The sequence below is a fragment of the Rhizobium leguminosarum bv. trifolii WSM2297 genome (genome assembly GCF_000271845.1).
Map to the genome: position 1 here is coordinate 3,773,875 of NZ_JH719395.1, position 24,246 is coordinate 3,798,120.

The following is a 24,246-nucleotide window of genomic DNA, read 5'->3' on the forward strand; positions in this document are numbered from 1 at the left end:
CGTCCGGGAGCCGTATCGGAACGATACGGCGGGAAGGAACTTATTAACCTTCCTTTTCTATCCCGGTAGGGTCGTAATTTGTTAGGCATGAGTGAGTAGCGGACGCATGCGTTTTCCCAGAACCAATTTGACGGACGCCGGGGACTTTTCCAGCGGGATTGAAACGGACCTTCCGGAGGTAAATCCAGCAGAAAAGCCGGCCGCGCCGATCTGGCAGAGCAATTTTTCCCTCGCGCCGAACGTCCGTTTCACCCGCACGCCCGAAACGCTGATCAGCAAGCGGCGGGCGCCGGATGAGCCCATTCGCGATGATTCGCAGGTTGGGCAGCAGGCGATACGGATCGAGCCGGTCGCCGTCGACGTGCCCTTCGATATCTATCTGCCGGAGCCGGACGAACGTCCCGCAGCACCGCAGATCGAACTGCAACCGTCACTCGTTCCTGACGAGCCGGCCTTCCGCGCCACCGCCGAGCTTTCTTCCATTTCGGATTTCGCCTTCTGGGAAGTCATGGCCTTCGAAGAGGCCGAGCCGGTTCGCGCGCCTGCCGTGATCTCGTTCCCGAAGGCCGAGACTGCGCCCGAATCGATCACCTCGCTGTTCCGCATCATGGAATGGCGCCCCGGCCGGCCGGCCGCCGCTCCCGTCGCCTCCCGCCCGGTTTCGCCGGCCGCCACGGTCTCCGCAAAGCCGGCCGTGCGCCCTGCGGCGGCTATATCTCTGGAACGGCCCCGGCGCATTGCCGTCGAAGCACCGGTCGCACCAGTCCCCCAGGCTGCGCCGGCCCCTCAGATTGCGCCGGCTCCTCACGTGGCGCCCGCTCACGTCGCGTCAGTCCCTCAGGCCGCACCGGAGCCCCAGCGCACGCCGCCTGTCGCCGCGGTCCTGCCGTCGCCGCGCCGCACAGTAAGGCCGGAAAGGGTCGACGCCTCAGGCTATGAATTCCCGCCGCGTGCCCTCCTGCAGGAGCCGCCGGAACGCCTGGGCGAGATCATGTCGCAGGAGACGCTGGAGCAGAATGCCGGCCTTCTGGAAAGCGTGCTCGAGGATTTCGGCATCAAGGGCGAGATCATCCATGTCCGCCCCGGCCCGGTCGTTACCCTTTATGAATTCGAGCCGGCGCCGGGCGTGAAATCGTCGCGCGTCATCGGCCTCGCCGACGATATCGCCCGCTCGATGTCGGCGCTCTCGGCCCGTGTCGCTGTGGTGCCCGGCCGCAACGTCATCGGCATCGAATTGCCGAATGTCACCCGTGAAACCGTCTATTTCCGCGAGATGATCGAAAGCCAGGATTTCGAGAAGAGCGGTTACAAGCTGGCGCTCGGCCTCGGCAAGACCATCGGCGGCGAGCCCGTGATTGCCGAACTCGCCAAGATGCCGCATCTGCTCGTTGCCGGCACCACCGGCTCCGGCAAGTCGGTTGCCATCAACACGATGATCCTGTCGCTGCTCTACCGCATGACGCCGGAACAGTGCCGCTTGATCATGGTCGATCCGAAGATGCTCGAACTTTCCGTCTATGACGGCATCCCGCATCTGCTGACACCGGTCGTTACCGACCCGAAGAAGGCGGTGATGGCGCTCAAATGGGCCGTGCGCGAGATGGAGGAGCGTTACCGCAAGATGTCGCGCCTCGGCGTGCGCAATATCGACGGCTACAATGGCCGCGTCAGCGAGGCCCGTGAAAAGGGCGAGACCATCCACATCATGGTCCAGGTCGGCTTCGACCGGCAGACCGGTGCGCCGATCGAAGAGCAGCAGGAGCTGGATCTTGCGCCGATGCCTTACATCGTCGTCATCGTCGATGAGATGGCCGACTTGATGATGGTCGCCGGCAAGGAAATCGAAGGCGCGATCCAGCGTCTCGCCCAGATGGCCCGTGCCGCCGGCATCCATCTGATCATGGCGACGCAGCGCCCGTCGGTCGACGTCATCACCGGCACCATCAAGGCGAACTTCCCGACCCGCATCTCCTTCCAGGTGACGTCGAAGATCGACAGCCGCACCATTCTCGGTGAACAGGGCGCCGAGCAGCTGCTCGGCCAGGGCGACATGCTGCATATGCAGGGCGGCGGGCGGATTTCCCGCGTCCACGGTCCGTTCGTTTCGGATCTCGAGGTCGAAAAGGTCGTTGCCCATCTGAAAACCCAAGGCCGCCCCGAATATCTCGACACCGTCACCGCCGACGAGGAAGAAGAGACGGAAGAGGAAGAGGCCGGCGCCGTCTTCGACAAGAGCGCCATGGCCTCCGAGGATGGCAACGAGCTCTACGAACAGGCGGTCAAGGTCGTCATGCGCGACAAGAAATGCTCGACCTCCTACATCCAGCGCCGCCTCGGCATCGGTTACAACCGCGCCGCGTCGCTCGTCGAGCGCATGGAGAAGGAAGGCCTCGTCGGCCCGGCCAACCATGTCGGCAAGCGCGAGATCGTATCGGGACGGGGCGACGGCGATTGATTGGGGGCGGAGTGCGCTACGCACTCCGATTCACGTCCTTAAGATTGCCAACCGCACCGTCTCGTTGACGAACTCGGTCTTTCCGTCGGTGTAAAAATCCCAATTGCCGTCTGCCTGCGCGGCCAGCCGGCGTTTCAGCTCCGCATAGGCCCTGGCCCTTTCCGGGTGATCCCGGAGATAGTCGCGAAACAGGATGCGCTCGCGATGGGCGCGGTTGCCGGGACCGCAGAAATAAAGTCTGAACCCGTGACCCGCGTGATCTCGGGTGAAGGCCCAGCGTTTTTCTCCGGTATCGCCGTGGAAGACAAAATCGGCAGTGCGCATCGTTTCGATCGCCGTCGGCAGAACGTCGTCGGAGACCGTGACGATATCGAGGTCGATCTTCGGCTTGGCGGCCAGGCCGGGCACCGACGTGCTGCCGATATGATCGATGCAAAAGACGAGATCACCGAGCAGGGTGGAGATCTCGCCGCGGATTTCGGCAAAGAGCCGCGGCCAGGAAGGATCGTAGTCGAGCACTTTGATGGCGCGCATACGCTTCCTCTCGATTGCGGTCAGTGCGTTTCGGCGAGCAACCCCTCGAGAATCGCGATCATCTTCTGCTCGGCCTCTTCGAGTGAGCCGCTATTGTCGAGTTCCGTCACGTCATATTCGCCGCGCACCGTCAGCGGCCCGCGGGCAAGCCGCGCCATGATATCCTCATGCGTTTCGCGTCCGCGCGCCTCCAGCCGTCCGGCGAGCACTTCGGCGCTGGCGGTGACGTTGATGACTTTGAGGCGCGGGAAGGCGGCCTGGAAACGGTGAAGGGCCGAGCGCGAGCCGTTGGCGACGACGACATGGCCTCGCGAAAGCGCCACCGAGACTTCGGCCGGAATGCCGTATTTCAGCCCGTGCGCTTCCCACCAGACAGCAAAGGAGCCTGACTGCTCCATGGCGGCAAACCCTTGCAGGGAGACGGAAAGGTGATCTTCGCCGCCGGCGTCGCGATGACGGGTGATGACGCGGCGGGTGAAATGAACGTCGGCGCGACCGGCGAAATGCCGGGCGGCAAGTTTCATCAGCGTGTCCTTGCCGGCGCCGCTCGGACCGACGACGACGACCATGATGCCGCGTTCGGCTCCGGCTCCCGGATGGGGTTCGTGTGTCATGCGACTCGGCGTCCCTGGCGCCAGACCGAGCGTGTCACCGGCACGCCATGCGAACGGTGGACGCGGACGAGATCGGCGCGCAGTCCGGTGGCGATCCGGCCGCGATCGTCGAGGCTGACGGTGCGGGCGGGCGTCGACGTCACCATGGCGATCGCCTTAGGCAGCGTAATGCTTTCGACTTCATCGGCGAGGATGAAGGGCGCATGCAGCAAGCTGAGCGGCACGTAGTCCGAGGAAAGCACGTCAAGCACGCCCATCTCGGCAAGGTCGCGGGCGGCGATATTGCCGGAGTGGGATTTGCCGCGCACGATATTCGGCGCCCCCATCAGCACGCTCATGCCATGTCCATGCGAGGCGCGGGCGGCATCGAAGCTGGTCGGGAATTCCGCAAGCCGCACGCCGTTGTCGATCGCCTCATCGACATGAGAGAGTGTTGCGTCGTCATGGCTTGCAACGGTAATGCCGCGCTCGGCGCAGATCTTGGCGATGGCATTGCGGTGCGGCGTCGAATTGCGCGCCGATTCTGCCTGGCGCTTGGCGACGAAACGAGCGAAGACCTCGTCGCTCAGGCCCCGCTTCTTCTGGTAGTAGAAGATATATTGATCCATCGTCTGGAACTGACGCTGGCCGGGCGCGTGATCCATCAGCGAGACCAGTCGCACATGCCGGTCGTTTTCGAAATCGGCGAAATGTTCGAGCACATTGTCGGCCGAGACCTCGCAGCGCAGGTGGATGAGGTGTTCGGCGCGCAGCCGGCCTTCCTTCTCGGCCGACTGGATGGCATCGGCCATGTCGCGCATCTCGCCATGTTCGAAGCCGCCGTCCTCGTCCGCGCCCATGCGCAGGCAGTCGAACACCGTGGTAATGCCCGAAGTGACGATCTGGGCGTCATGCGCCTGGACTGCGGCGGTCTTGTTCCAGCGAATGCCGGGGCGCGGCTGGTAATGGCCTTCGAGATGGTCTGTATGCAGTTCGACGAGGCCGGGAATGACGTAATCGCCTTCGAAATCTTCGCCGGCTACCGAGTTGCCTTCGGAAATGTCGGCGATCTTGCCGTCGCGAATGAGAATCGAGCCCGAGAGGATGTCATCCTCGAGAACGATGCGGGCGTTGGAAAACACGGTCTCTTTGCTCATGTCGTCAGGTCTTTCAGCTTTTGGCGCCGCAAAGCGGCAGCCAGGAATGAACTTTGAACGGGGCGCCGCGCGTCTCCTCGGTGAAGACGGCAAGGCCGGAAATCGAAAGCGGCCGGTCGGTGAAATCGGCAAAACGCTCGGTCAGGATCGCTTTCATCACGGCGGCGCGTGTCTCGGGCACCTGGCCGGTGAGCGTCATGTGGAAGCCGAAATCCTCCATCACATAGGGATAACCCCAGCGCTGCAAATGGGTGCGCTGGCTGTCGCTGAGCTTCTCCGGGTTGCGCCGCGCCATATCGGCCGCAGAAAGCGCTGCGCGGAACGGTTCGAATGACCTTACCACCTTCGCGGCGAAATCCTGAAGAGGTTGATGAACAGAACCGGGAACGAGGGCAAAAAAACGGCCGAGCTGGCCGAGCACCAGTTCGGGGATCTCGAAGGGTGGCGTGCGCGCGGCAAAATCCTCGGCGACGGCCAGGAGATCCTTTTCGGTGACCGAGGCGGCGAGCGAAAACGGTGCCTTGATCGTCGCGTGAAAGCCGTAGCGGCGCGGGTCGGCGGTCAGCTCGAATTGCTCTGCCGCATCGAGCTGCGCATGGTTCGGTGCAGGATAGGTCTCGCCGGCAAACGCATCGCGGCCAAGCCAGAGCGAGGCCGCGCCGGTCAGGGGGTCATCCTTCGGCGGCGAGAAATAGAGAGCGTAGCGCAAGGCTTTTATCCTGGGGATCGTCGAAACGGGGAGCGCAATGTGCAGTGATTTGGCGGTGAACCGCAAGCAGGTTCCCGGCTAAAAGATTTCCGTGACAGAATGATGATGACGGCGGCGCCGCCATCGCCTTTCGAGCGGCGGAATCAGTGCGCCTTCGTGCCCATCAGCCGGTGGCGCAGCGCGTTCGAGGCGGCGTCGAACAGGAAGACGACGATCAGGATCAGAATGACCATGTAGGCGACGTTTTCCCAGTTGGCGTTGGTGCGCATCGCCTCCCACAATTTGAGGCCGATGCCGCCTGCGCCGACCGCGCCGATGATGGTCGCGCCGCGCACGTTCGATTCCCATTGGTAAAGCGTCTGGCTGACGAAGACGGGAACGATCTGCGGCATAATGCCATAACGATGGACGAGCACGGTCTCAGCGCCGGTTGATTTGATGCCTTCCCGCGGCTTGTTGTCGATATTCTCTAGCCCTTCGGAATAGAGCTTGCCGAGCGTGCCGGTCTCGGTGAGGAAGATCGCGCCGCTGCCGGCAAGCGGGCCGGGGCCGAAGGCCCGCGTCAGGAACAGCGCCCAGATCAGCATGTCGACCGAACGCAGGAAATCGAAGAAGCGTTTCAGGATCTGATTGAGCAGCCGGTTCGGCGTAATGTTGCGCGCCGCCATGAAAGCCATCGGAAAGGCGGCAAGCGAGCCGAGCAGCGTTCCGAGGAATGCCATGACGATCGTCTGGAAAAGCTTGGTCCAGACGTCGCCGTGCTGCCACTCGCTGTTGTTCCAGATATCGTCGAAGGCGAGCGACAGGTTGGACTGGTCGGGCTTGATGCGCGGGCCGGAGATGATGAGGCTGACGACCTCGCCGACCGGCTTGTCGACGAAGGACGATTGGGTGTCGAAGATGAAATTCGCCCAGCCGATGAAACGCTTGCGGATCTTCACCCGGTCAACGGAAATGCTGACATTGCCGGCAAAGCCGAGATCGGCGAGCACATTGTCGTCATAGACCGTCATCCAGCCGGGGACCGGCCCGACGACCTTCGGCGCACCGCTCGAAACTTCGACGGGGACGCTGATGCCATGCGCAGTGACGATCGTCTCGCTCTTCGAGACGGTGATGGTGCGGCTGGTGCCGCTGATCGAAACGGTGATGCTGCCGTCGGGATTGTTGACCAGCCAGTCCGGATGTGGATTGTCGCCGAGCGGCGAGAAACGCGGATAGCGGATGTCGATCGAGCCGTCGTCCTCGATGCGCAATTCCGGCTGGACGTCGTAGCTCACCCATTGGCTGAGATAGATGCCGACACGTTCCCAATGGGCCTCGGCGAAGAGCTTGGGCAGATCGAAGAACCAGACGGCATAGAGGCTGTAGAGCAGCGTCGCGATCAGGATCATCAGCCCGCCGAAACGCTGGCGGAACGACCGGTGGAAATATTCCGGATAGCGCGTTTCTATCTCATGCATGCGGTTTGCGTCGATCACCGTCATGGCGGCCTCAATGTTGCAGGAGGAAGGCGTGCTCGCCGACGAGACGGCGGCGCAGCCATGCGGAGAACCGGTCGACGGCGACGATCGTCACGAACAGCAGCAGAACGAGCGCCATGGTCTTGGCGCCGAAGCCGCGCGAGATCGAAAGCTTCAGCTCCTCGCCGATGCCGCCGCCGCCGACGGCGCCGATGATCGTCGAGGCGCGTACGTTGATCTCGAGGCGCAGCAGCGCATAGGAGGTGAAATTCGGCAGCACTTGCGGCAGCGCGGCGAAACGCACTCGCTCCCACCAGTTGGCGCCGACGGCTTTCATGCCCTCATCGGGCTTCATGTCGATATTCTCGGCCACTTCGTAGAAGAGTTTACCGAGCGCGCCGATCGTATGCAGGGTGATGGCAATGATGGCGGCGACCGGCCCGATCGACAGGATCGCCGAAAACAGGCCGGCGATGACGATCTCGGGGAAGGCGCGCAGGAATTCCATCAGCCGCTTGGTGAAGATGCGCAGCGGCCATGAACTCGTCAGGTTGCGGGCGGCAAAGAAGCTCAAAGGCACCGCAAAGACGAAGGCGATGATCGTCGAGATCAGCGCCACGTTGATGGTGACGATCATCAGCTCGAAATATTCGGGAATGTAGAAGGCACCCCAGACGTAGACGCGGCCCTTGTCGAAATTGAATTCCTCGCCGCCCTTGTCGTTGACGCTCGTTATGTCGAACAGCGCGCGCCAAACATCGCTCCAATCCTTGGGGATAAGCCAGCTCAGGAAGTCGAAGAGATGCGGTAGTCGGTCGAAGAAATGGCCGGCATTGCTCTCGTCGGCGAAGCGGACGGAACTGACGAAAGCCGCAATCAGGATAACCAGTCCGAGGATGGTGTAAAATCGGCGCTTGGCCACCATCCGGCCCCAGGCGGTGCCGATCTCCTGCGTGCTCTGCATGTGCGGCTGTGTATCGGCAATAGTCATGGCGCCTCGCCTACTTCATAATTCTATCCTCAAATCGCAATCGATTTGAGGATAGAATTATGCAGCAATTCAAAGTGCTACAGCGTCCTTCGCGCGTCTAAGACGCGCAGCGCTGTCGTCAAAGATAAAGGGCGGCCGTTTCCGGCCGCCCCAGCATTCAAGAGGCCGATCAGCCGCCGATGGCAGCCTTGCGAACTTCAACGACGGCATTGTAGAAGTCGTGCTTGACGGGGGCGTAGCCCTTGTAGTCGCCGCCTTCGACAGCTGCGAAGCACTTGTGATCCTTTTCCGGCAGGGCCGTGAAGAAGGCCGCAAGCTTCGTCTGCCAGTCTTCGCCGAGAGCGTTGCGCACGACGAGCGGGCCGTTCGGGATCAGCGGCGAACGCCAGACTTCGACCAGCTTGTTGGGATCGACGGCGCCCTTGTCGACTTCCTTGCGGAAGGTGCCGGAGGTGTAGCCGTCCTTGAAATCACCGAGGCCCGAGCTGTCGTCGACGGCGACGTCGACCTTGCCGTCATAGGCGGCAAGCAGGTTGTTCTCATGGCCGCCGTTGAATTGCGTCGAGGCGAAGAACTTGTCGTTCGGCATGCCCGTGTCCTTCGGGATCTGCGTCAGCGGAACGAGGTAGCCCGAGGTGGAGTCCGGATCGGCATAGCCGAGCTTCTTGCCCTTGGCGTCCTTGATGTTCTTGATGCCGGAGGACTTCAGCGCCAGGCCGATCGAATAATAGCCCGTCGAACCATCCTTCTGCTGCGTCGTCAGGATCGGGGTAACGGCCTTCGGATCCTTGAGGTAGACGGAGGCGTAACCGGAGGCGCCGAGTTCGGCGAAGTCGAGCGTGCCGCCGAGCAGGCCCTGGATAACGCCGTCATAATCGGCGGCCGGGAACAGCGAGACCTTCTCGAAGCCGAACTCCTGCTTCAGGTGGTCGGCAAGGCAGGCATAGTTGCGCAGGCGATCGGTTTCGTTTTCGCCGCCGAGGATGCCGATGCGGAATTCCTTGAGGTCTGCAGCATGGGCTGCGCCGGCGAGCGCAAAGAGCGCCGTTGCCGCAAAGAGTGCTTTCTTCAACATGTGTCTCTCCTATTGACCGGTGTCCCCGGTCTCCCGTTACGAAGAAGTGTGCCCTTGACGCGGGCGCTCGATCGCGGCCGTCTCCCTCAGAGACCGGCCAGCGCCAGCGGTTGGATGCCGGCGGATTGATTGTCTGCCCGTTCGGGAGCGATATTGATGGAGGTCGAGGTCATCGTTTCGTCGATGCCGGCGCCGTCCTTGTCCCTCCCGTAGATTTCCTTCACCGCTTCGGCGGTCAGCTCTGAGGGCTTGCCGTCGAAGACGACGCGGCCGCCGGCCATGCCGACGATGCGCTCACAATAGTTGCGGGCGGTGTCGAGCGTGTGGAGGTTGGTGATGACGGTGATGCCCTCGCGCTCGTTGATATCGCGCAGCGCATCCATGACGATCTTGGCGTTCAGCGGATCGAGCGAGGCGATCGGCTCGTCGGCGAGAACCATCTTCGGGTTCTGCATCAGCGCGCGGGCGATCGCCACGCGCTGCTGCTGGCCGCCGGAAAGCGTGCCGGCCGCCTGCAGCGCCGTCTGCTCGATGCCGAGGCGTTCCAGCGCTGCGATGGCATGCACACGCTCCTCGCGGGTGAAGATGTTCAGCAGGCTCATGAGCGTCGAGCGATGGTTGAGGCGACCGAGCATCACATTGGTGAGAACATCGAGGCGCGGCACCAGATTGAACTGCTGGAAGATCATCGCGCAATCGCGCTGCCAGTTGCGCAGCGACCGGCCGCGAAGCCCGGAGACCTCGACGCCGGCGAAATGAATGGAGCCGGAGCTCGGCTCCTGCAAGCGGTTGATCATGCGCAGCAGCGTCGACTTGCCGGCGCCGGAGCGGCCGATGATGCCGACCATCTGGCCTTGGGGAATGTCGAGCGTGACGGAATCGACGGCGAGCTTTTTTCCGAACCGACGTGTGACATTCTTCAGCTCGAACATCATGCTTTCCCCTTGCACTCCAGGCCTTGGTCAGCATCGCATTAGTCCCGCTTGATGAACCTCGCATGTCATATTTGTGTAAGTCCTGTCACATATCTCCGCGCTTGTTCCGCACCTATATCGGCGGTTTAACCGCCGTAGCGGGCGAGGAAATCTTCCGCGCTCAGGTTGCGGAAATCCTGAAGCGCCAAGCGCAGCCGGTCATGCTCCCAATCCCACCAGGAAAGCCTGTCCATCCGTTCGCCGATCTCTTTTGAGAAGCGTTCGCGGATAAGTTTGGCCGGCACGCCGCCGACGATCGCATAGGGAGCGACGTCCTTCGATACGACGGCGCCGGCGCCGATCACCGCGCCGTTGCCGACGCTGACGCCGGGCAGGATGGTCACCCCATGACCGATCCAGACGTCGTTGCCGATCGTCACGCGGTTTGCGCGCCGCCAGGCGAAGAAGTCCGTTTCCATGTCGCCGTCCGGCCAATAGTCGGCGGCGCGATAGGTGAAATGATGTAGCGTCGCCCGCCAGGTCGGATGGTTGGTGGCGTTGATGCGCACGGCAGCCGCGATATTGACGAACTTGCCGATCGTCGCACACCAGACGGAGCCATCCTGCATGATGTAGGAATAGTCGCCGAAAGTGGCTTCGCTGATGCGGCAGCGTTCGGAGACCTCGGTATAGCGCCCGAAGGTAGAATCGCTGATCGATGCGGTCTCATGGACATAGGGCTCGATATCAAGCTTGCGGCTCATGCGGCGATCTTTCGAGGAGAGAACTGCTGGACGTCGAGGATGCGGTCGGCGACCGCCTCGCGCACTTCCTCGTCGTGGAAGATGCCGAGAAGGGCGCCGCCGGCCTTCTTCTTCTCGGCGATCATGTCGACGACGACGGCGCGATTGCGAGCGTCGAGCGATGCCGTGGGTTCGTCGAGAAGCAGGATCGTGTGTTCGGTGATGAAGCCGCGGGCGATGTTGACGCGCTGCTGCTCGCCGCCGGAGAAGGTGGCGGGCGGAAGCTGCCAGAGCGCTTCCGGCAGGTTGAGCCTGGCGAGCAACGCGCCGGCTTTTTCCCGTGCAACGCCGGCTTCCTCGCCGCGCGCCACCAGCGGTTCGGCAACCACGTCGATCGCCGCCACACGCGGCACGGTGCGCAGGAACTGGCTGACATAGCCGAGCGTATTGCGCCGCACGTTAAGCACGGTGCGCGGATCGGCGGAGGCCAGATCGACGACGCGGCCGTCATGGCGGATGAGGATCTGGCCGGTGTCGACGGCATAATTGCCGTAGATCATCTTGAGCAACGAGCTCTTGCCGATGCCCGAGGGGCCGCCGAGCACGACGCATTCGCCTGAGGCGACCGAAAAGCCGACATCGGAAACGACAGGCAGCTTGATGCCGTCGCGCAGGTGCATGGTGAAGCTCTTCGAGACTTCGGAAACGACGAGGGGCGTTGGCATGATGTGTTCTTCCTGGTTTTAGACCGTGCGCTCAGACCTGCAGGATCGAGGAGACGAGCAGCTGCGTGTAGGGTTCGCGCGGATCGTCGAGCACCCGGTCGGTGAGCCCGTGTTCGATGACGTAGCCGTCCTTCATCACCATCATCCGATGCGAGAGAAGGCGGGCGACGGCAAGATCGTGGGTGACGACGATGGCCGACAGGCCGAGATCGTTGACGAGCCCACGCACGAGATCAAGCAGGCGCGCCTGCACAGAGACGTCGAGGCCGCCTGTGGGTTCGTCCATGAAGACGAGACGCGGGCCGGTGACGAGGTTGCGGGCGATCTGCAGGCGCTGGCGCATGCCGCCGGAAAAGGCGCGCGGCTGGTCGTCGATGCGGTCGGCGTCGATCTCGACGCGTTCGAGCCAGTCGATCGCCGAGGCGCGGATCTTGCCGTAGTGCCGGTCGCCGATCGCCATCAGCCTTTCGCCGACATTGGCGCCGGCCGAGACCGCCATACGCAGGCCGTCGGCCGGGTTCTGGTGCACGAAGCCCCAGTCGGTGCGCATCAGGAAGCGCCGCTCGGCCTCGTTCATTCGGTAGAGATCGCGGTAACTACCGTCGCGCATGTGGTATTCGACGCTTCCGGTGCTCGGCAGCAGCCGTGTCGAGAGGCAGTTCAGCAGCGTCGTCTTGCCGGAGCCGGACTCGCCGACGATGGCCAGCACTTCGCCGGGCCAGAGTTCGAAGGAAACGTCGCGGCAGCCGATGCGATTGCCGTAGAATTTCGAAACGTTATGGACTTTGAGAAGTGGGATATCGCTCATTCTGCAGCCTCCCGGGCCAGCATCTCGCCGGCATGCCCTTGCGCGCGGCGGTCTTCGCAATGATCGGTGTCGGAGCAGACGAACATGCGCCCGCCCTTGTCGTCGAGGATGACCTCATCGAGGTAGACTTCCTCTGCGCCGCAAAGGGCGCAGGGCTTGCCGAAGCGCTGGATCTCGAAGGGATGGTCTTCAAAATCCAGGCTGACGACGTCGGTATAGGGCGGAACCGCATAGATGCGCTTCTCGCGTCCGGCGCCGAAGAGCTGCAGCGCATCCGACATGTGCATCTTCGGATTGTCGAATTTCGGCGTCGGCGAGGGATCCATGACATAGCGGCCATGAACCTTGACCGGGTAGGCATAGGTCGTGGCGATGCGGCCGTTGCGGGCGATATCCTCGTAGAGCTTCACATGCATGAGGCCGTATTCTTCGAGCGCGTGCATCTTGCGGGTCTCGGTCTCGCGCGGTTCGAGGAAGCGCAGCGGCTCGGGGATCGGCACCTGGTAGACGAGCACCTGGCCGACCTTAAGCTTTTCCTCCGGGATGCGGTGGCGCGTCTGGATGATCGTCGCCTCGCTCGTATGCGTGGTCACCGCGACATTGGCGACCTTCTGGAAGAAGGCGCGGATGGAGACGGCATTGGTGGTGTCGTCGGCACCCTGGTCGATGACCTTCAGCACGTCGTCCGGTCCGATGATCGAGGCCGTCACCTGCACGCCGCCGGTGCCCCAACCATAGGGCATCGGCATTTCGCGCGAAGCGAAAGGCACCTGATAGCCGGGAATGGCGATCGCCTTCAGGATGGCGCGGCGGATCATCCGCTTGGTCTGTTCGTCGAGATAGGCGAAGTTGTAGCTGGCCAGATCGCTCATTCGGCGGCTTCCTTCATGTCTTCGCCACCGTTTCGGGCGGCTTCGAATTCGCGGCGCATGCGGCGGACGAGATCGAGTTCGGCCTGGAAGTCCACATAATGCGGAAGCTTCAGGTGCTCGACGAAACCGGTCGCCTGGACGTTGTCGGAGTGCGAGATGACGAATTCCTCGTCCTGGGCCGGCGCGGTAATGTCTTCGCCGAGTTCTTCCGCGCGAAGCGCCCGGTCGACCAGTGACATTGCCATTGCCTTGCGCTCGCTCTGGCCGAAGACCAGGCCGTAACCGCGGGTAAATTGCGGCGGCGCCTTGGCCGAACCCTTGAACTGGTTGACCATCTGGCACTCGGTAATCTGGATCGTGCCGAGCGAGACGGCGAAACCGAGTTCCGGCACGTCGAATTCCACCTCGACCTCGCCGATGCGGATCTCACCGGTGAAGGGGTGGTTGCGGCCGTAGCCGCGCTGAGTGGAATAACCGAGCGCCAGCAGGAAGCCTTCGTCGCCGCGGGCAAGCGCCTGCAGGCGCAAATCGCGGCTCATCGAGAATTCCATCGGCTCGCGGGTCAGATCGCCGATTTCGTGATCTTCAGGCATGTCGCCGTCGGCCTCGATCAGGCCCTCCTCGCCGAGGATCTCGGAGACACGCATGACGCGGCCGGTCTCGGCCTCACGCCGGGCGGGTTCCTCGATCGCTTCGTCGTGAAGCAACGAGGGATCGAGCAGCCGGTGGGTATAGTCGAAGGTCGGGCCGAGCAGCTGGCCGCCCGGCAGGTCCTTATAGGTCGCCGAGATGCGGCGTTCGATCGTCATAGCGGCCGTGTCGAGCGGCTTGGAATAGCCGAAACGCGGCAGCGTCGTGCGGTAGGCGCGCAGCAGGAAGATCGCCTCGATCATGTCGCCGCGCGACTGGCGGACGGCCAGCGCTGCGAGCCTGCGGTCGAAAAGCGAGGCCTCGGCCATGACGCGGTCGACGGCGAGCGCCAGTTGCGCCACGATCTGGTCGATGCCGATCGCCGGCAGCGACCGGTCGCCGCGGCGGCGGTCGGCAAGCAGGCGGTGAGCATTGGCGATGGCGGCCTCGCCACCTTTGACGGCAACATACATGAGCTCAGATCTCCGTTGCTGTGATCTTGGTGGTACGCGGCAGGCAGAGGAAGCGCTTGCCCGCCGCCAGCACGATGTCGATGCCGCGCGGGAACAGCGCGCGGTTCTCGGTCCACAGCCGCAGAAAGGTTTCCGGCAGGCCGACAGGCGCGATCTCGGTCACGCTCTGAATGCCGGGACCCATCAGCGCCAGTCTGCGCCCGCCCTCGAGTTCGGCGAGTTCGATGATGAGCGTCGTCGAGCGGTCGGGATATTCCTGTGTGCCTGATGCAAAGAGGCCGAAGGGGCAAAGTGCGGTGCCGGCTTCGGTGAAGGCGAAACGCGCCTCGGCCTTTTCGGTGGTCAGCGGCGCGCCGGTGTGGAAGCCGAGCCACTCCGGCACGGCGGATTTCGCCAGTCCCTGGGAAAGCCAGACAGATGTGTCGTGGTCGCAAAGCGTCAGCGCGATCGTGCCGGCGGCGATGCCGAGCGGCGCCGGCGGCGCGATATCGGGCTGAACGGTCTGGATCGTGCCGGGACGGGACATGCCGTCCATCAGCATCTTAAAGACGCTCTGGGCATGGAAGACCGGCTGGGCAAAGCCGCCGGTCAGGGCTTCGGTCTTCATGCCCATCAGTTGTCCCCCCGCACCATGGTGAAGAAATCGACACGGGTCGCCGCCGTCTCGTCGGCCTTGCGGCGTTCGGTCGTGGCGATCCGCTCAGCGATCGGCAAAAGCAGCGCCTTTTCGACGAAATCCTTCGTCGCATCCTCCTGCCAGAGCGCGTCGAAGATCGCCGCAAGCCGGGCCTTCTCACGGTCGGTGCCGAGCGCCTGCGCATGGCCGATCGAGCCGGAATCGAGCCGGACGGTTGCCCGCGTCATCGTCACCTCGCCGAGATTGAAGGGCGCGCCGCCGCCGCCGATGCGGCCGCGGACCATCACCAATCCAGTCTCCGGTCCGCGCACCGGATGCGCCGCAGGCTTTTGCGGCAACGCATCCCAGGCTGCCTGGAGTTCGCTGCGTTCCGCGCGCGCCAGCAGATCGGCGGCGCGTTTGCGCCCGGATGCCGTCTGTGACGCAGCGTCTTTCCTGTCCGCTGAGATCATTGCCGCTTTCCCCAAAATGTCTATTGATATAGACAACTATACAAGCTATCTTTAGTCCTAAATCGATGTCGTGACAAGCGTATGACGTCGTCGGGTTGAAATGACGGGGCAAGGGCGGAATGGCAGGATTGAAACAGGTGCAAAGGCAGACCGGCGTAGCGCTCTGGCGCCAGATCGCCGACCGGATTCGCGAGTCGATCAGTACCGGAACCTATGATGAAACGGGAATGATGCCGCCGGAAACGGTCCTGGCGCTGCAATTCGGCGTCAACAGGCATACTGTGCGCAGCGCTTTGGCGGCCCTGGCGCAGGAAGGCATCGTCCGTGCGGTACAAGGTCGCGGCACACTGATCGAGCGCAAGGAGCGGCTGAATTTCCCGATCACCCGGCGCACACGTTTTACCGCCGGCATCGGCGATCAGGCGCGCGAGATGCGCGGCCTTCTACTTCACGATGTCACGGAGGAGGCGAGCGCGGAGGTGGCCCGCTGGCTGGGCCTGAAGCAGGGGGAAAAGGTGATCCGCCTGGAAACATTGCGCCATGCCGACAAGCGGCCGGTTTCAAAGGCGACCAGCTGGTTTCCTGCGAAGCGCTTCACCGGGATCGGCGAGGCCTACCGCAAGCGCGAATCGATTACCAAGGCCTTTGCCGACCTTGGCCTGTCGGACTATGTCCGCGCGACGACCGAGGTGACGGCCGCGCATGCGAGTGCAGCCGATATGGCCGATCTCGAACTCACCCCCGGCGCCATCCTGCTGATCGCCAAGGCGATGAATACCGATCTCGACGGCGTACCGGTGCAATATTCGATCAGCCGCTTCGCGGCCGACCGGGTGCAGTTCACGATCGAGAATTGAGATGTGCCAGCCGCTTCCGGCTGGCACGGGCAACTTGTTTCAATGCGCGCCGGACATGTCGCCGAGCACTTCCTTGGAGGCGACGGTGGAATCCGCCTTCAGCGTGTAGACCATCGGCACGCCGGTGGCGAGATTGAGGGCAAGCACGCCTTCCTTGCTCAGCTTGTCGAGGACCATGACAAGCGAGCGCAGCGAATTGCCGTGTGCGGCAACCAGCACCTTCTCGCCCCTCAGCACGCGCGGAAGGATTTCGGTGAGGTAGTAGGGCCAGACGCGGGCGCCGGTGTCGCGCAGGCTTTCGCCGCCCGGAGGCGGCACGTCATAGGAACGGCGCCAGATATGCACCTGTTCCTCACCCCATTTGGCGCGCGCATCGTCCTTGTTGAGGCCGGAGAGATCGCCGTAGTCGCGCTCGTTCAGCGCCTGGTCGCGGATCGTCTCGAGATCGGGCTGGCCGACCTTGTCGAGGATGAGCTTCAGCGTGTGCTGCGCGCGCACCAGCACCGAGGTGTAGGCGACATCGAATTTGATCCCGTATTCGGCGAGCGCCTTACCGCCGGCATTGGCTTCCTCGATGCCGAGCGCCGTCAGATCGGGATCCTTCCAGCCGGTGAAGAGATTCTTCAGGTTCCAGTCACTCTGGCCGTGGCGAACGAGGACGAGGGTACCGCTCATGAATTAGCCTCCGAAATATCGTTATTGCTAGGAAAGCCCGAGCACGTCGAGCATGGAATAGAGACCCGGCTTCTTGTCGCGCGCCCAGAGGGCCGCCTTGATGCCGCCGCGCGCAAAGATCGAGCGGTCGGCGGCGCTATGCGACAGGGTGACGATTTCGCCTTCTCCGGCGAAGAGCACCGAATGCTCGCCGATGACGGAGCCGCCGCGCAACGTTGCAAAGCCGATCGTGCCGGCCTCGCGGGCGCCGGTATGGCCGTCGCGCACCCGGACCGATTTCGAGGTCAAATCGATGCCGCGCCCCTTTGCTGCGGCCTCGCCGAGGAGTAGGGCGGTGCCGGACGGCGCATCCACCTTGTGTTTGTGGTGCATTTCCAGGATCTCGATATCCCAATCGGCCGGCTCGAGCGCACGCGCCGCCTGCTGGGTCAACACGCTGAGCAGATTGACCCCAAGGCTCATATTGCCTGATTTGACGATGCGGGCATGGCGGGTGGCGGCCGCAATCTTGGCATCGTCGTCGGCCGAACAGCCCGTCGTGCCGACGACATGGACGATGCGGGCCTGCGCGGCGAGGCCGGAGAATTCAACCGTCGCGGCGGGCGAGGTGAAGTCGAGCACGCCTTCGGCATGCAGAAAGGCATTGAGCGGATCGTCGCCGATGATGATACCGGTCGGGCCGAGGCCGGCAATCTCGCCGGCATCCTTGCCGATGAAGGGCGAGCCGCTGCGCTCGACCGCGGCATGCAGCGTCGCGCCCTCGATGGAATGGATGAGCCTGATCAGCGTCTGGCCCATGCGCCCGGCTGCGCCAACCACCACCAGTTTCATCGCAGCATCGCTCATCTCGGTCTCACCAGGTCAGTTTGAATCGGAGGCCGAAGGCCTCTGCAGATTGTTGAGGCGAGCGTAAAGACCGTCGCTGACCTTCGCAAGCGTCTCGTGATTGCCTTCCTCGACGACGCGGCCCTGCTGCATGACGACGATCTTGTCGGCGCGCACCACGGTCGAAAGCCGGTGGGCGATGACGACGACGGTGCGTCCGGTCATCGCCTCGTCGAGCGCCTTCTGCACGGCGGCTTCGGATTCGGTATCGAGAGCCGAGGTCGCCTCGTCGAGCAGCAGGATCGGCGCATTGCGTACCAGCGCACGCGCAATCGACAGCCGCTGGCGTTGACCGCCCGAAAGCGTCACGCCGTTTTCGCCGACCGGCGTGTCGTAACCCTGCGGCTGCGCTGCGATAAAGTCATGCGCATAGGCAAGCCGGGCCGCCTCTTCCACCTCTGCATCGGTCGCTTCCGGCCGGCCGTAGCGGATATTGTCGCGGATCGTGCCCTCGAACAGGTAAGGCTGCTGCGAGACATAGGCGAGCTGATGGCGCAGCGACTTCTTGGTAATGTGGGCGATATCCTGTCCGTCGATCAGAATTTCGCCCTCGCGCGGATCGTAAAAGCGGGGAATGAGGTTGATGACCGTCGATTTGCCGGCCCCCGAAGGACCGACCAGCGCCGTGGTCGCGCCGCCCTCGGCGATGAAGCTCACACCGCTGAGCACGCTCTCATTGCCGTAGCCGAAGGAAACATTGCGGAATTCGATCCTGGCTTGCGTCACCGTCAGCGGCTTTGCGTCCGGCAGGTCGCGCTGGCGTGGCTCCATGTCGAGCAATTCATAAATCATCCGCGCATTGACGACGGCACGCTCCATCTGCACCTGCAGGCGGGCAAGCCGGCGGGCCGGGTCATAGGCAAGCAGCAGCGCCGTGACGAAGGAGAAGAAGGCGCCCGGCGGCACATTGTAATAGATCGACCGGTAGGCGGCATAGGCAAGCACGCTGGCGACGGCAAAACCCGCGAAACTCTCGGTCAGCGGCGAGGTGCGTTCGGAAAGCCGGGCAATCCGGTTCGCCCTGTTTTCGGCGCCTTTGATCAGCTTGGTGACCTTGCGCTCCAATTCGTCTTCCATCGTGAAGGCTTTCACGATGGCGATGCCCTGGATCGTCTCCTGCATGGCGCCGAGAACGTGGCTGTTCAGATGCACCGCCTCGCGCGTCGCCGAGCGCAGCCGCTTGGAAACATAGCGCAGCGCGTAAAGCAGCGGCGGCGCCATGATGAACACCGCAAGGCTGAGCAGCGGATCCTGGAGGATCATCACGGCGAGCAGCGAGATGAAGGTCAGCAGATCGCGCACCGTCGAGGTGATCGTCAGGTTGAGCACATCGCGGATGCCGCTGACGTTCTGGCTGACCTGCGCGGCGATATGGGCAGAGCGGGCTTCGCTGAAAAAGCCGACTGAAAGCGTCATCAGATGCGAATAGAGCCGGCGCTGGTAACGCGCGACGATATCGTTGCCGACCTTGGACAGCGCCACCGCCTGGCCGTAGCTCGCAAAACCGCGCAGCACGAAGGCAATGAAGATCGAAAGACAGATGATCCAGACGACGTCGGCGCGCCGGTTGGCGAAGGCCTCGTCGATGATCGCCCGCATGATCCAGGCGGTAAATGCCGTCGAAAGCGCCACGACGATCAGGCAGGCAATCGCAAAGACATAGCCCCAGAGATGGTCGCGGCCGTTTTCAGCGATGATGCGCTTCAGGATGCCGGTTACGGTATCGCTGCTGACGCTCTGCGTTCTGCTTTCCGCCGCTTCCAAAAATCGGGTTTCCTGTCTCGCACCAAACGCGGCGCAGGGGGCGACGCGTACTTTTGCCGGCTCTATAAAGAGTTGGGATTGGTTTGGCTAGAGCGCCGGGGTCAGCGCCGCCAGCGGCGGCCTTCCGTCGAGACGCCGAAATTCGCCGGCATTCGCGCATAGGAGGAAAGCCCGGCAAGCGCTGCCAGCGGATGCGTCACCACATAGGTCGGGATGGTGCGAAGGAGGCCCGTATGCGGCGCCTTGTCCTCGAAGGCCAAGCGGAATTCCGGTCTCTTCAGCGCCGGCAGGATTTTCTGCGAGATGCCGCCGGAGAGATAGACGCCGCCGCGCGCCATGAACACCATCGCCATGTCGCCCGCCACGCGGCCGAGATAGGTGGCAAACAGCGAGACCGTCTCGACGGCCGCCTTGTCGCTGCCGGCCAGCGCGTGCGAGGTGATGTCGGCCGGATCCTTCATCGTCGGCTGGATGCCGTCGACAATGCAGATGGCGTTGTAGAGGTTGACGAGGCCCCGGCCGCAGAGGATCTGCTCGGCGGAGACGCGGCCCTCGATCGTCTCGATATGCGGAAAGATTTGATAGTCGCGTTTGCTGCGCGGTCCGAGATCGACATGGCCGCCTTCGCCGGGAACCGGGATCCAAGTATGCTGGGCATGCACCAGCCCGCCGACGCCGAGCCCGGTGCCCGGTCCGAGCACGACGCGGGAAGCGATCATGTCGCCGGTGGCGTCGCCGATGCGTTCGCGGTTCTCATCCGAAAGGGCGGCGACTGCGAGCGCCTGCGCCTCGAAATCGTTGACGACGAGCACGTCCTCCATGCCGAGGCCCTCGATCATCGTCTTTGGCCGCACCACCCAGTCGCAATTGGTCAGCGGGATCTCGTCGTCGTTGATCGGGCCGGCGACGGCAAGGATAGCCGAGCGCGGCTGCACGGCTGTTTTGTCAAGCACCCCTTGCTGGATCGCTTCGTCGATCGTGGCGAAATCTGCCGTGCGCACGTTCGGAAACTGCTTCGGCTCGGCATAGGCGTCGCTCAGGATGGAGAAACGGCCATTGGTGCCGCCGATATCGCCGATCAGGATCGGGAAAGGCAGCGGAGCGGTGCTGTTGTTCGGTTTTGGCATGGCCGGTTCCGTGCTGATCAGGCTTCGAGTGTGGGAAGAAGTTTTATAGCGGTCGCGTGGTTGAGCGCCATCGGAATATCGTAAACGATGGCCAGCCGCATCAGCGCCTTGACGTCGACATCGTGCGGCATCGGCGTCAATGGATCGACGAAGAAGATCAGGGCGTCGACCTCGCCGGTGGAAATCAGCGCGCCGATCTGCTGGTCGCCGCCGAGCGGCCCGCTTTTCAATCTGGTGACGTCGAGATCCGGGGCGGCGTCCAGCACGCGCCCGCCGGTCGTGCCGGTGGCGACGATCTTCCAGCGGGAGAGAATATCCCGGTTGGCGCGGGCGAAGTCCGCCATGTCGTCTTTTTTCTGGTCATGCGCAATCAATGCAAGGCATTTGCCGCCGGCCATGAACCCAATCTCCGCCCAAGCATTTCAATCGATTTGACCGCTTCTATACCAAGAATTTGCGATTTGAAAGACAGCGCATCTTGCCTCGGTTTCCAGGCTTTGAGCACCGTCATTGGATCGCCGGTTTATCGTTCGGAACCGGGCCGACATCCGGCAGTGCCCCATCGGGATCGGCGGCCGGCTCTGCTGCCGGCGTGGCAGTCAGCGCGCTTGCCGCAGAAGCTCCGCCGTAAGTGGCGGCCTGCATAGACGCGACGGAAGCGGCATCGAGCACGGCGGCGCAGGCCTTCGGCAGGTCGGAGACCATCATCTCACGCGGCGGTTTCGGCGGCTTGGCGCCGGGCTTCGGCGGTTTCGGCGGCGCCCAGGGTGCCGGCGTGAACCACCAGGCGAGCGACTTGTCGCAGCCGTCGCCGGCGGCAACTGGCGCCTGCGGCGTGCATCCGGCGGCACCGGCTGGGCATTTGATGCGGATGTGGAAATGCGAGTCATGGCCGTATTCCGGCCGAAGCTTGCCGAGATTGGTACGATCCCCCGTCCAGGTGTCGCACATCTTCTTCTTGATCGCCGGATTGACGAAGATGCGTTCCACCTCGGGATAGCTTGCCGCCAACATCAGGAGCCGCGCCCGCGATTGCGTCCACACATTGGGGTCGACGGTCAGGAACTTGTCCTTCTGCAGCATGCTGGTGAAAGGCAGGGTCTCGCGCGCCTCGGCGCTCATGCGGCGCGCCGGCATCGGCGTGAACCAGACATCGGCATCGAGACCGATCTGATGCGAGGCGTGACCGTTGATCATCGGGCCGCCGCGCGGCTGCGCGATGTCGCCGACGAGGATGCCCGGCCACCCGGCATATTTGGCCCCGTCCTGGGAAAGACGTTCGAGCAGCGAAATCATCGCCGGATTACCCCAGCGGCGATTGCGCGAGAGCCGCATCGCCTCCCAGGTCGGCCCGTCGGCCGGCAGCGCCACCGCCCCAGTCATACAGCCCTTGGCGTAAAAACCGATCGGCTGCGCTGGTCCCTGGGTCGGCAGGCCGACGGCACCGAACTGGCCCTTGGCACTGCCGGGGCTCGGCGTCTTCTGCTCGGCGCCGACATCGCCGGCGGCAAGGCTTGCGCCGATTGCGCCGGCAAGCGTCAGTTTGCCGAATGTCCTGAAAGCCTGAGCGAAGCCGAAAGCCATACTGTGTCCTTGAAACGCTGCCGAAGTGATTTGCGTCGAGCCTATCGTGAAAAGAGATTTTGGTGAATCGATGTTTTGGCCGGCGGCGATAGGCGACAGCGGTGACGGATCGCCGCAGCGTTGCGGCCGCCTGCAATTCCGATGATATCTTCAACCTTGACGCGGCCGAGCAAGGTCAAAAATTCGCGAGCCCGGCAAAAACCAAACTCTCTCCTGTTTTTCGCCGGTATTTTTCGTATTGTCGAACCCACCAATAATTAGGGGAAAGCGTGAATGGCGGCTTTGTGGTCGAAGATCGGTTTGTTTCTGACGCTTGCGGGTGCCTTGGCGCCCATGACGGCAACAGCTCAGGACCAACCCTTTCAGATTGGCAGCTCGGTCATCAGCGAGATGAAGTACAAGCCGGGCTTTGCGCATTTCGACTACGTCAATCCCGATGCTCCAAAAGGTGGAGATCTGCGTCTGTCCGCCAGCGGCGCCTTCGACACCTTCAACCCTCTGTTGGCAAAAGGCCAAACAGCGATAGGCCTGTCGCTTGTTTACGACACGCTGATGAAGCCGGCCGATGACGAACTTCTCGTCTCCTACGGTCTGCTTGCCGAGGGGCTATCCTATCCTGATGACGTCTCCAGCGCGACCTTTCGCCTGCGCAAGGAAGCAAAATGGGCGGACGGTCAGCCGGTAACGCCGGAAGACGTCATTTTCAGCCTGGACAAGACCAAGGAATTGAACCCCGTCGCCGGGAATTACTACCATCACGTCGTCAAAGCGGAAAAGACCGGCGATCGGGACGTGACCTTCACCTTCGATGAGAAGAACAACCGCGAATTGCCCAACATTCTCGGACAGTTGATGATTGTGCCGAAACATTGGTGGGAAGCGGCGGGGCCGGATGGCAAACCGCGTGACATTACCAAAACGACGCTGGAGCCGGTGATGGGTTCCGGACCTTACAAGATTGCTTCCTTCTCGCCTGGCGCAACCATCCGTTATGAGCTGCGTGACGACTATTGGGGCAAAGACCTCAATGTGAATGTCGGCCAGAACAATTTCCGCAATGTCATCTACACCTATTTCGGTGACCGCGATGTGGAGTTCGAAGCCTTTCGCGCCGGCAATAGCGACTATTGGCAGGAGACCACGGCTGCGCGCTGGGCGACTGGATATGATTTTCCCGCAGTGAAGGAAGGACGCGTCAAGAAGGAAGAGGTTGCAAATCCCCTGCGCTCCACCGGCATCCTGCAGGCTCTTGTGCCGAATATGCGGCGTGACCTCTTCAAGGATATCAGGGTCCGCAAGGCGCTGAACTACGGCCTCGATTTCGAGGAGCTGAACCGCACCGTTGCCTTCAACAGCTACAAGCGCATCGACAGCTATTTCTGGAACACCGAGCTCGCCTCCTCCGGCTTGCCGCAGGGGCGTGAGCTGGAAATACTGCAAGGCCTGAAGGACAAGGTTCCGCCGGAGGTCTTCACAACGCCATACACCAATCCCGTCGGCGGCGATCCGCAGAAGAGCCGCGACAACCTCCGCAAGGCGATTGCTCTGCTGAAAGAAGCCGGTTGGGAGCTGAAGGGCAATCGCATGGTCAATACCGAGACCGGCCAGCCAATGAGTTTCGAGATATTATTGTCGAGCCCGATGTTGGAGCGCTGGGCGGTGCCCTATGCCAGTAATCTCAAGAAAATCGGCATAGATGCGCGCGTTCGGACAGTCGACGCTTCGCAAGCTGTCAACCGCGAACGCAGCTTCGACTTCGATATGATCTGGAATGTCTGGGCGGAGACGATGAATCCGGGCAACGAGCAGGCCGACTATTGGGGATCCGGCTCGGTCAACCAGCAGGGTTCTCGCAACTATGCCGGCATTGCCAACCCCGCCGTCGACGAACTCATCCGCATGATTATCTTCGCGCCCAACCGCGATGAACAGGTCGCGGCGATCAAGGCGATGGACCGGGTTTTGCTCGCAAATCACTACGTCATCCCGCTGTTCTACCGCGATACCTTTAATATCGCCTATTGGAACACGGTCACGCATCCTGCCGAGTTTCCGGCCTACAGCCTGGGCTTCCCGGAAGCCTGGTGGTCGACCTCGGCAAAATGAGCGGGCTTGCATTGCGT

Annotated in this window: 24 protein-coding genes; 3 read left to right on the top strand and 21 right to left on the bottom strand. The window is 62.7% G+C overall.

Going from position 1 to position 24,246, the window contains the following annotated elements; translation table 11 throughout:
• Positions 1–106 precede the first annotated feature (106 nt).
• A complete protein-coding gene (locus RLEG4DRAFT_RS33375; protein ID WP_003583453.1) occupies positions 107–2,455 on the top strand; it encodes a DNA translocase FtsK in 2,349 nt (782 codons plus the stop codon).
• A 30-nt stretch (positions 2,456–2,485) separates the two neighbouring features.
• Here the strand turns inward: RLEG4DRAFT_RS33375 and RLEG4DRAFT_RS33380 are convergent, their stop codons facing one another.
• The 15 genes from RLEG4DRAFT_RS33380 to phnG all read right to left on the bottom strand — a co-directional run bounded on the left by RLEG4DRAFT_RS33380 (position 2,486) and on the right by phnG (position 15,231).
• Positions 2,486–2,989, bottom strand: a complete 504-nt coding sequence (locus tag RLEG4DRAFT_RS33380) for a GrpB family protein (protein ID WP_003583454.1) — start codon at positions 2,987–2,989, stop codon at positions 2,486–2,488.
• Between the two features lie 20 nt (positions 2,990–3,009).
• On the bottom strand, positions 3,010–3,603 hold the full coding sequence (phnN, locus tag RLEG4DRAFT_RS33385; protein ID WP_003583455.1) for a phosphonate metabolism protein/1,5-bisphosphokinase (PRPP-forming) PhnN: 594 nt from the start codon (positions 3,601–3,603) through the stop codon (positions 3,010–3,012).
• Positions 3,600–4,739, bottom strand: a complete 1,140-nt coding sequence (locus RLEG4DRAFT_RS33390) for an alpha-D-ribose 1-methylphosphonate 5-triphosphate diphosphatase (protein WP_037094491.1) — start codon at positions 4,737–4,739, stop codon at positions 3,600–3,602. The genes phnN and RLEG4DRAFT_RS33390 overlap by 4 nt, the downstream gene beginning before the upstream one ends.
• 13 nt (positions 4,740–4,752) lie before the next feature.
• Entirely contained in the window at positions 4,753–5,448 is a 696-nt protein-coding gene (locus tag RLEG4DRAFT_RS33395) for a DUF1045 domain-containing protein (protein WP_037094989.1), read from the bottom strand.
• A 143-nt stretch (positions 5,449–5,591) separates the two neighbouring features.
• The gene (phnE, locus tag RLEG4DRAFT_RS33400) at positions 5,592–6,935 is read right to left on the bottom strand and encodes a phosphonate ABC transporter, permease protein PhnE (RefSeq protein ID WP_003583460.1); all 1,344 of its coding nucleotides are present in this window, start codon (positions 6,933–6,935) and stop codon (positions 5,592–5,594) included.
• A 7-nt stretch (positions 6,936–6,942) separates the two neighbouring features.
• Positions 6,943–7,902: a phosphonate ABC transporter, permease protein PhnE gene (gene phnE, locus RLEG4DRAFT_RS33405; RefSeq protein WP_003583461.1), complete on the bottom strand. Its 960-nt coding sequence runs from the start codon at positions 7,900–7,902 to the stop codon at positions 6,943–6,945.
• Between the two features lie 169 nt (positions 7,903–8,071).
• On the bottom strand, positions 8,072–8,977 hold the full coding sequence (gene phnD / locus RLEG4DRAFT_RS33410; protein WP_003583463.1) for a phosphonate ABC transporter substrate-binding protein: 906 nt from the start codon (positions 8,975–8,977) through the stop codon (positions 8,072–8,074).
• An 86-nt stretch (positions 8,978–9,063) separates the two neighbouring features.
• Positions 9,064–9,909, bottom strand: a complete 846-nt coding sequence (gene phnC / locus RLEG4DRAFT_RS33415; RefSeq protein WP_037094493.1) for a phosphonate ABC transporter ATP-binding protein — start codon at positions 9,907–9,909, stop codon at positions 9,064–9,066.
• Positions 9,910–10,037: 128 nt separating this feature from the next.
• A complete protein-coding gene (locus tag RLEG4DRAFT_RS33420; RefSeq protein ID WP_003583467.1) occupies positions 10,038–10,655 on the bottom strand; it encodes a DapH/DapD/GlmU-related protein in 618 nt (205 codons plus the stop codon).
• Positions 10,652–11,359: a phosphonate C-P lyase system protein PhnL gene (gene phnL, locus RLEG4DRAFT_RS33425; RefSeq protein ID WP_003583469.1), complete on the bottom strand. Its 708-nt coding sequence runs from the start codon at positions 11,357–11,359 to the stop codon at positions 10,652–10,654. Before phnL ends, RLEG4DRAFT_RS33420 begins: the two co-directional genes overlap by 4 nt.
• A 31-nt stretch (positions 11,360–11,390) precedes the next feature.
• A complete protein-coding gene (gene phnK, locus RLEG4DRAFT_RS33430; protein WP_003583470.1) occupies positions 11,391–12,167 on the bottom strand; it encodes a phosphonate C-P lyase system protein PhnK in 777 nt (258 codons plus the stop codon).
• Positions 12,164–13,039: an alpha-D-ribose 1-methylphosphonate 5-phosphate C-P-lyase PhnJ gene (locus tag RLEG4DRAFT_RS33435; protein ID WP_003583473.1), complete on the bottom strand. Its 876-nt coding sequence runs from the start codon at positions 13,037–13,039 to the stop codon at positions 12,164–12,166. Before RLEG4DRAFT_RS33435 ends, phnK begins: the two co-directional genes overlap by 4 nt.
• Positions 13,036–14,142 (bottom strand): carbon-phosphorus lyase complex subunit PhnI, encoded by a 1,107-nt coding sequence (locus RLEG4DRAFT_RS33440; RefSeq protein WP_003583474.1) that lies wholly within the window; start codon positions 14,140–14,142, stop codon positions 13,036–13,038. Before RLEG4DRAFT_RS33440 ends, RLEG4DRAFT_RS33435 begins: the two co-directional genes overlap by 4 nt.
• 4 nt (positions 14,143–14,146) lie before the next feature.
• Complete coding sequence (phnH, locus tag RLEG4DRAFT_RS33445; protein WP_003583475.1) at positions 14,147–14,755, bottom strand: phosphonate C-P lyase system protein PhnH; 609 nt, start codon at positions 14,753–14,755, stop codon at positions 14,147–14,149.
• Positions 14,755–15,231, bottom strand: coding sequence for a phosphonate C-P lyase system protein PhnG (gene phnG, locus RLEG4DRAFT_RS33450; RefSeq protein WP_003583476.1), 477 nt, complete (start codon positions 15,229–15,231; stop codon positions 14,755–14,757). The genes phnH and phnG overlap by 1 nt, the downstream gene beginning before the upstream one ends.
• A 119-nt stretch (positions 15,232–15,350) precedes the next feature.
• Here phnG and phnF point away from each other — a divergent pair, with 119 nt between their 5' ends.
• Positions 15,351–16,088, top strand: a complete 738-nt coding sequence (phnF, locus tag RLEG4DRAFT_RS33455; protein WP_003583477.1) for a phosphonate metabolism transcriptional regulator PhnF — start codon at positions 15,351–15,353, stop codon at positions 16,086–16,088.
• A 39-nt stretch (positions 16,089–16,127) separates the two neighbouring features.
• Here phnF and RLEG4DRAFT_RS33460 read toward each other — a convergent pair whose 3' ends face one another.
• From RLEG4DRAFT_RS33460 to mepA, 6 genes are all read right to left on the bottom strand, one after another.
• On the bottom strand, positions 16,128–16,763 hold the full coding sequence (locus RLEG4DRAFT_RS33460; RefSeq protein ID WP_003583478.1) for a 2,3-bisphosphoglycerate-dependent phosphoglycerate mutase: 636 nt from the start codon (positions 16,761–16,763) through the stop codon (positions 16,128–16,130).
• Between the two features lie 27 nt (positions 16,764–16,790).
• Positions 16,791–17,609, bottom strand: coding sequence for a 4-hydroxy-tetrahydrodipicolinate reductase (gene dapB / locus RLEG4DRAFT_RS33465; RefSeq protein WP_003583479.1), 819 nt, complete (start codon positions 17,607–17,609; stop codon positions 16,791–16,793).
• Between the two features lie 15 nt (positions 17,610–17,624).
• Positions 17,625–19,412, bottom strand: coding sequence for an ABC transporter ATP-binding protein (locus tag RLEG4DRAFT_RS33470; RefSeq protein ID WP_003583480.1), 1,788 nt, complete (start codon positions 19,410–19,412; stop codon positions 17,625–17,627).
• A gap of 101 nt (positions 19,413–19,513) precedes the next feature.
• On the bottom strand, positions 19,514–20,539 hold the full coding sequence (locus tag RLEG4DRAFT_RS33475; RefSeq protein ID WP_003583481.1) for a glucokinase: 1,026 nt from the start codon (positions 20,537–20,539) through the stop codon (positions 19,514–19,516).
• Between the two features lie 17 nt (positions 20,540–20,556).
• On the bottom strand, positions 20,557–20,937 hold the full coding sequence (locus RLEG4DRAFT_RS33480; RefSeq protein WP_003583482.1) for a methylglyoxal synthase: 381 nt from the start codon (positions 20,935–20,937) through the stop codon (positions 20,557–20,559).
• Positions 20,938–21,046: 109 nt separating this feature from the next.
• Positions 21,047–22,123 (bottom strand): penicillin-insensitive murein endopeptidase, encoded by a 1,077-nt coding sequence (mepA, locus tag RLEG4DRAFT_RS33485; protein ID WP_003583484.1) that lies wholly within the window; start codon positions 22,121–22,123, stop codon positions 21,047–21,049.
• Between the two features lie 273 nt (positions 22,124–22,396).
• Between mepA and RLEG4DRAFT_RS33490 the strand changes: the two genes are divergently transcribed.
• Positions 22,397–24,229, top strand: a complete 1,833-nt coding sequence (locus tag RLEG4DRAFT_RS33490) for an extracellular solute-binding protein (protein ID WP_003583487.1) — start codon at positions 22,397–22,399, stop codon at positions 24,227–24,229.
• The last annotated feature ends 17 nt before the right edge of the window (positions 24,230–24,246 follow it).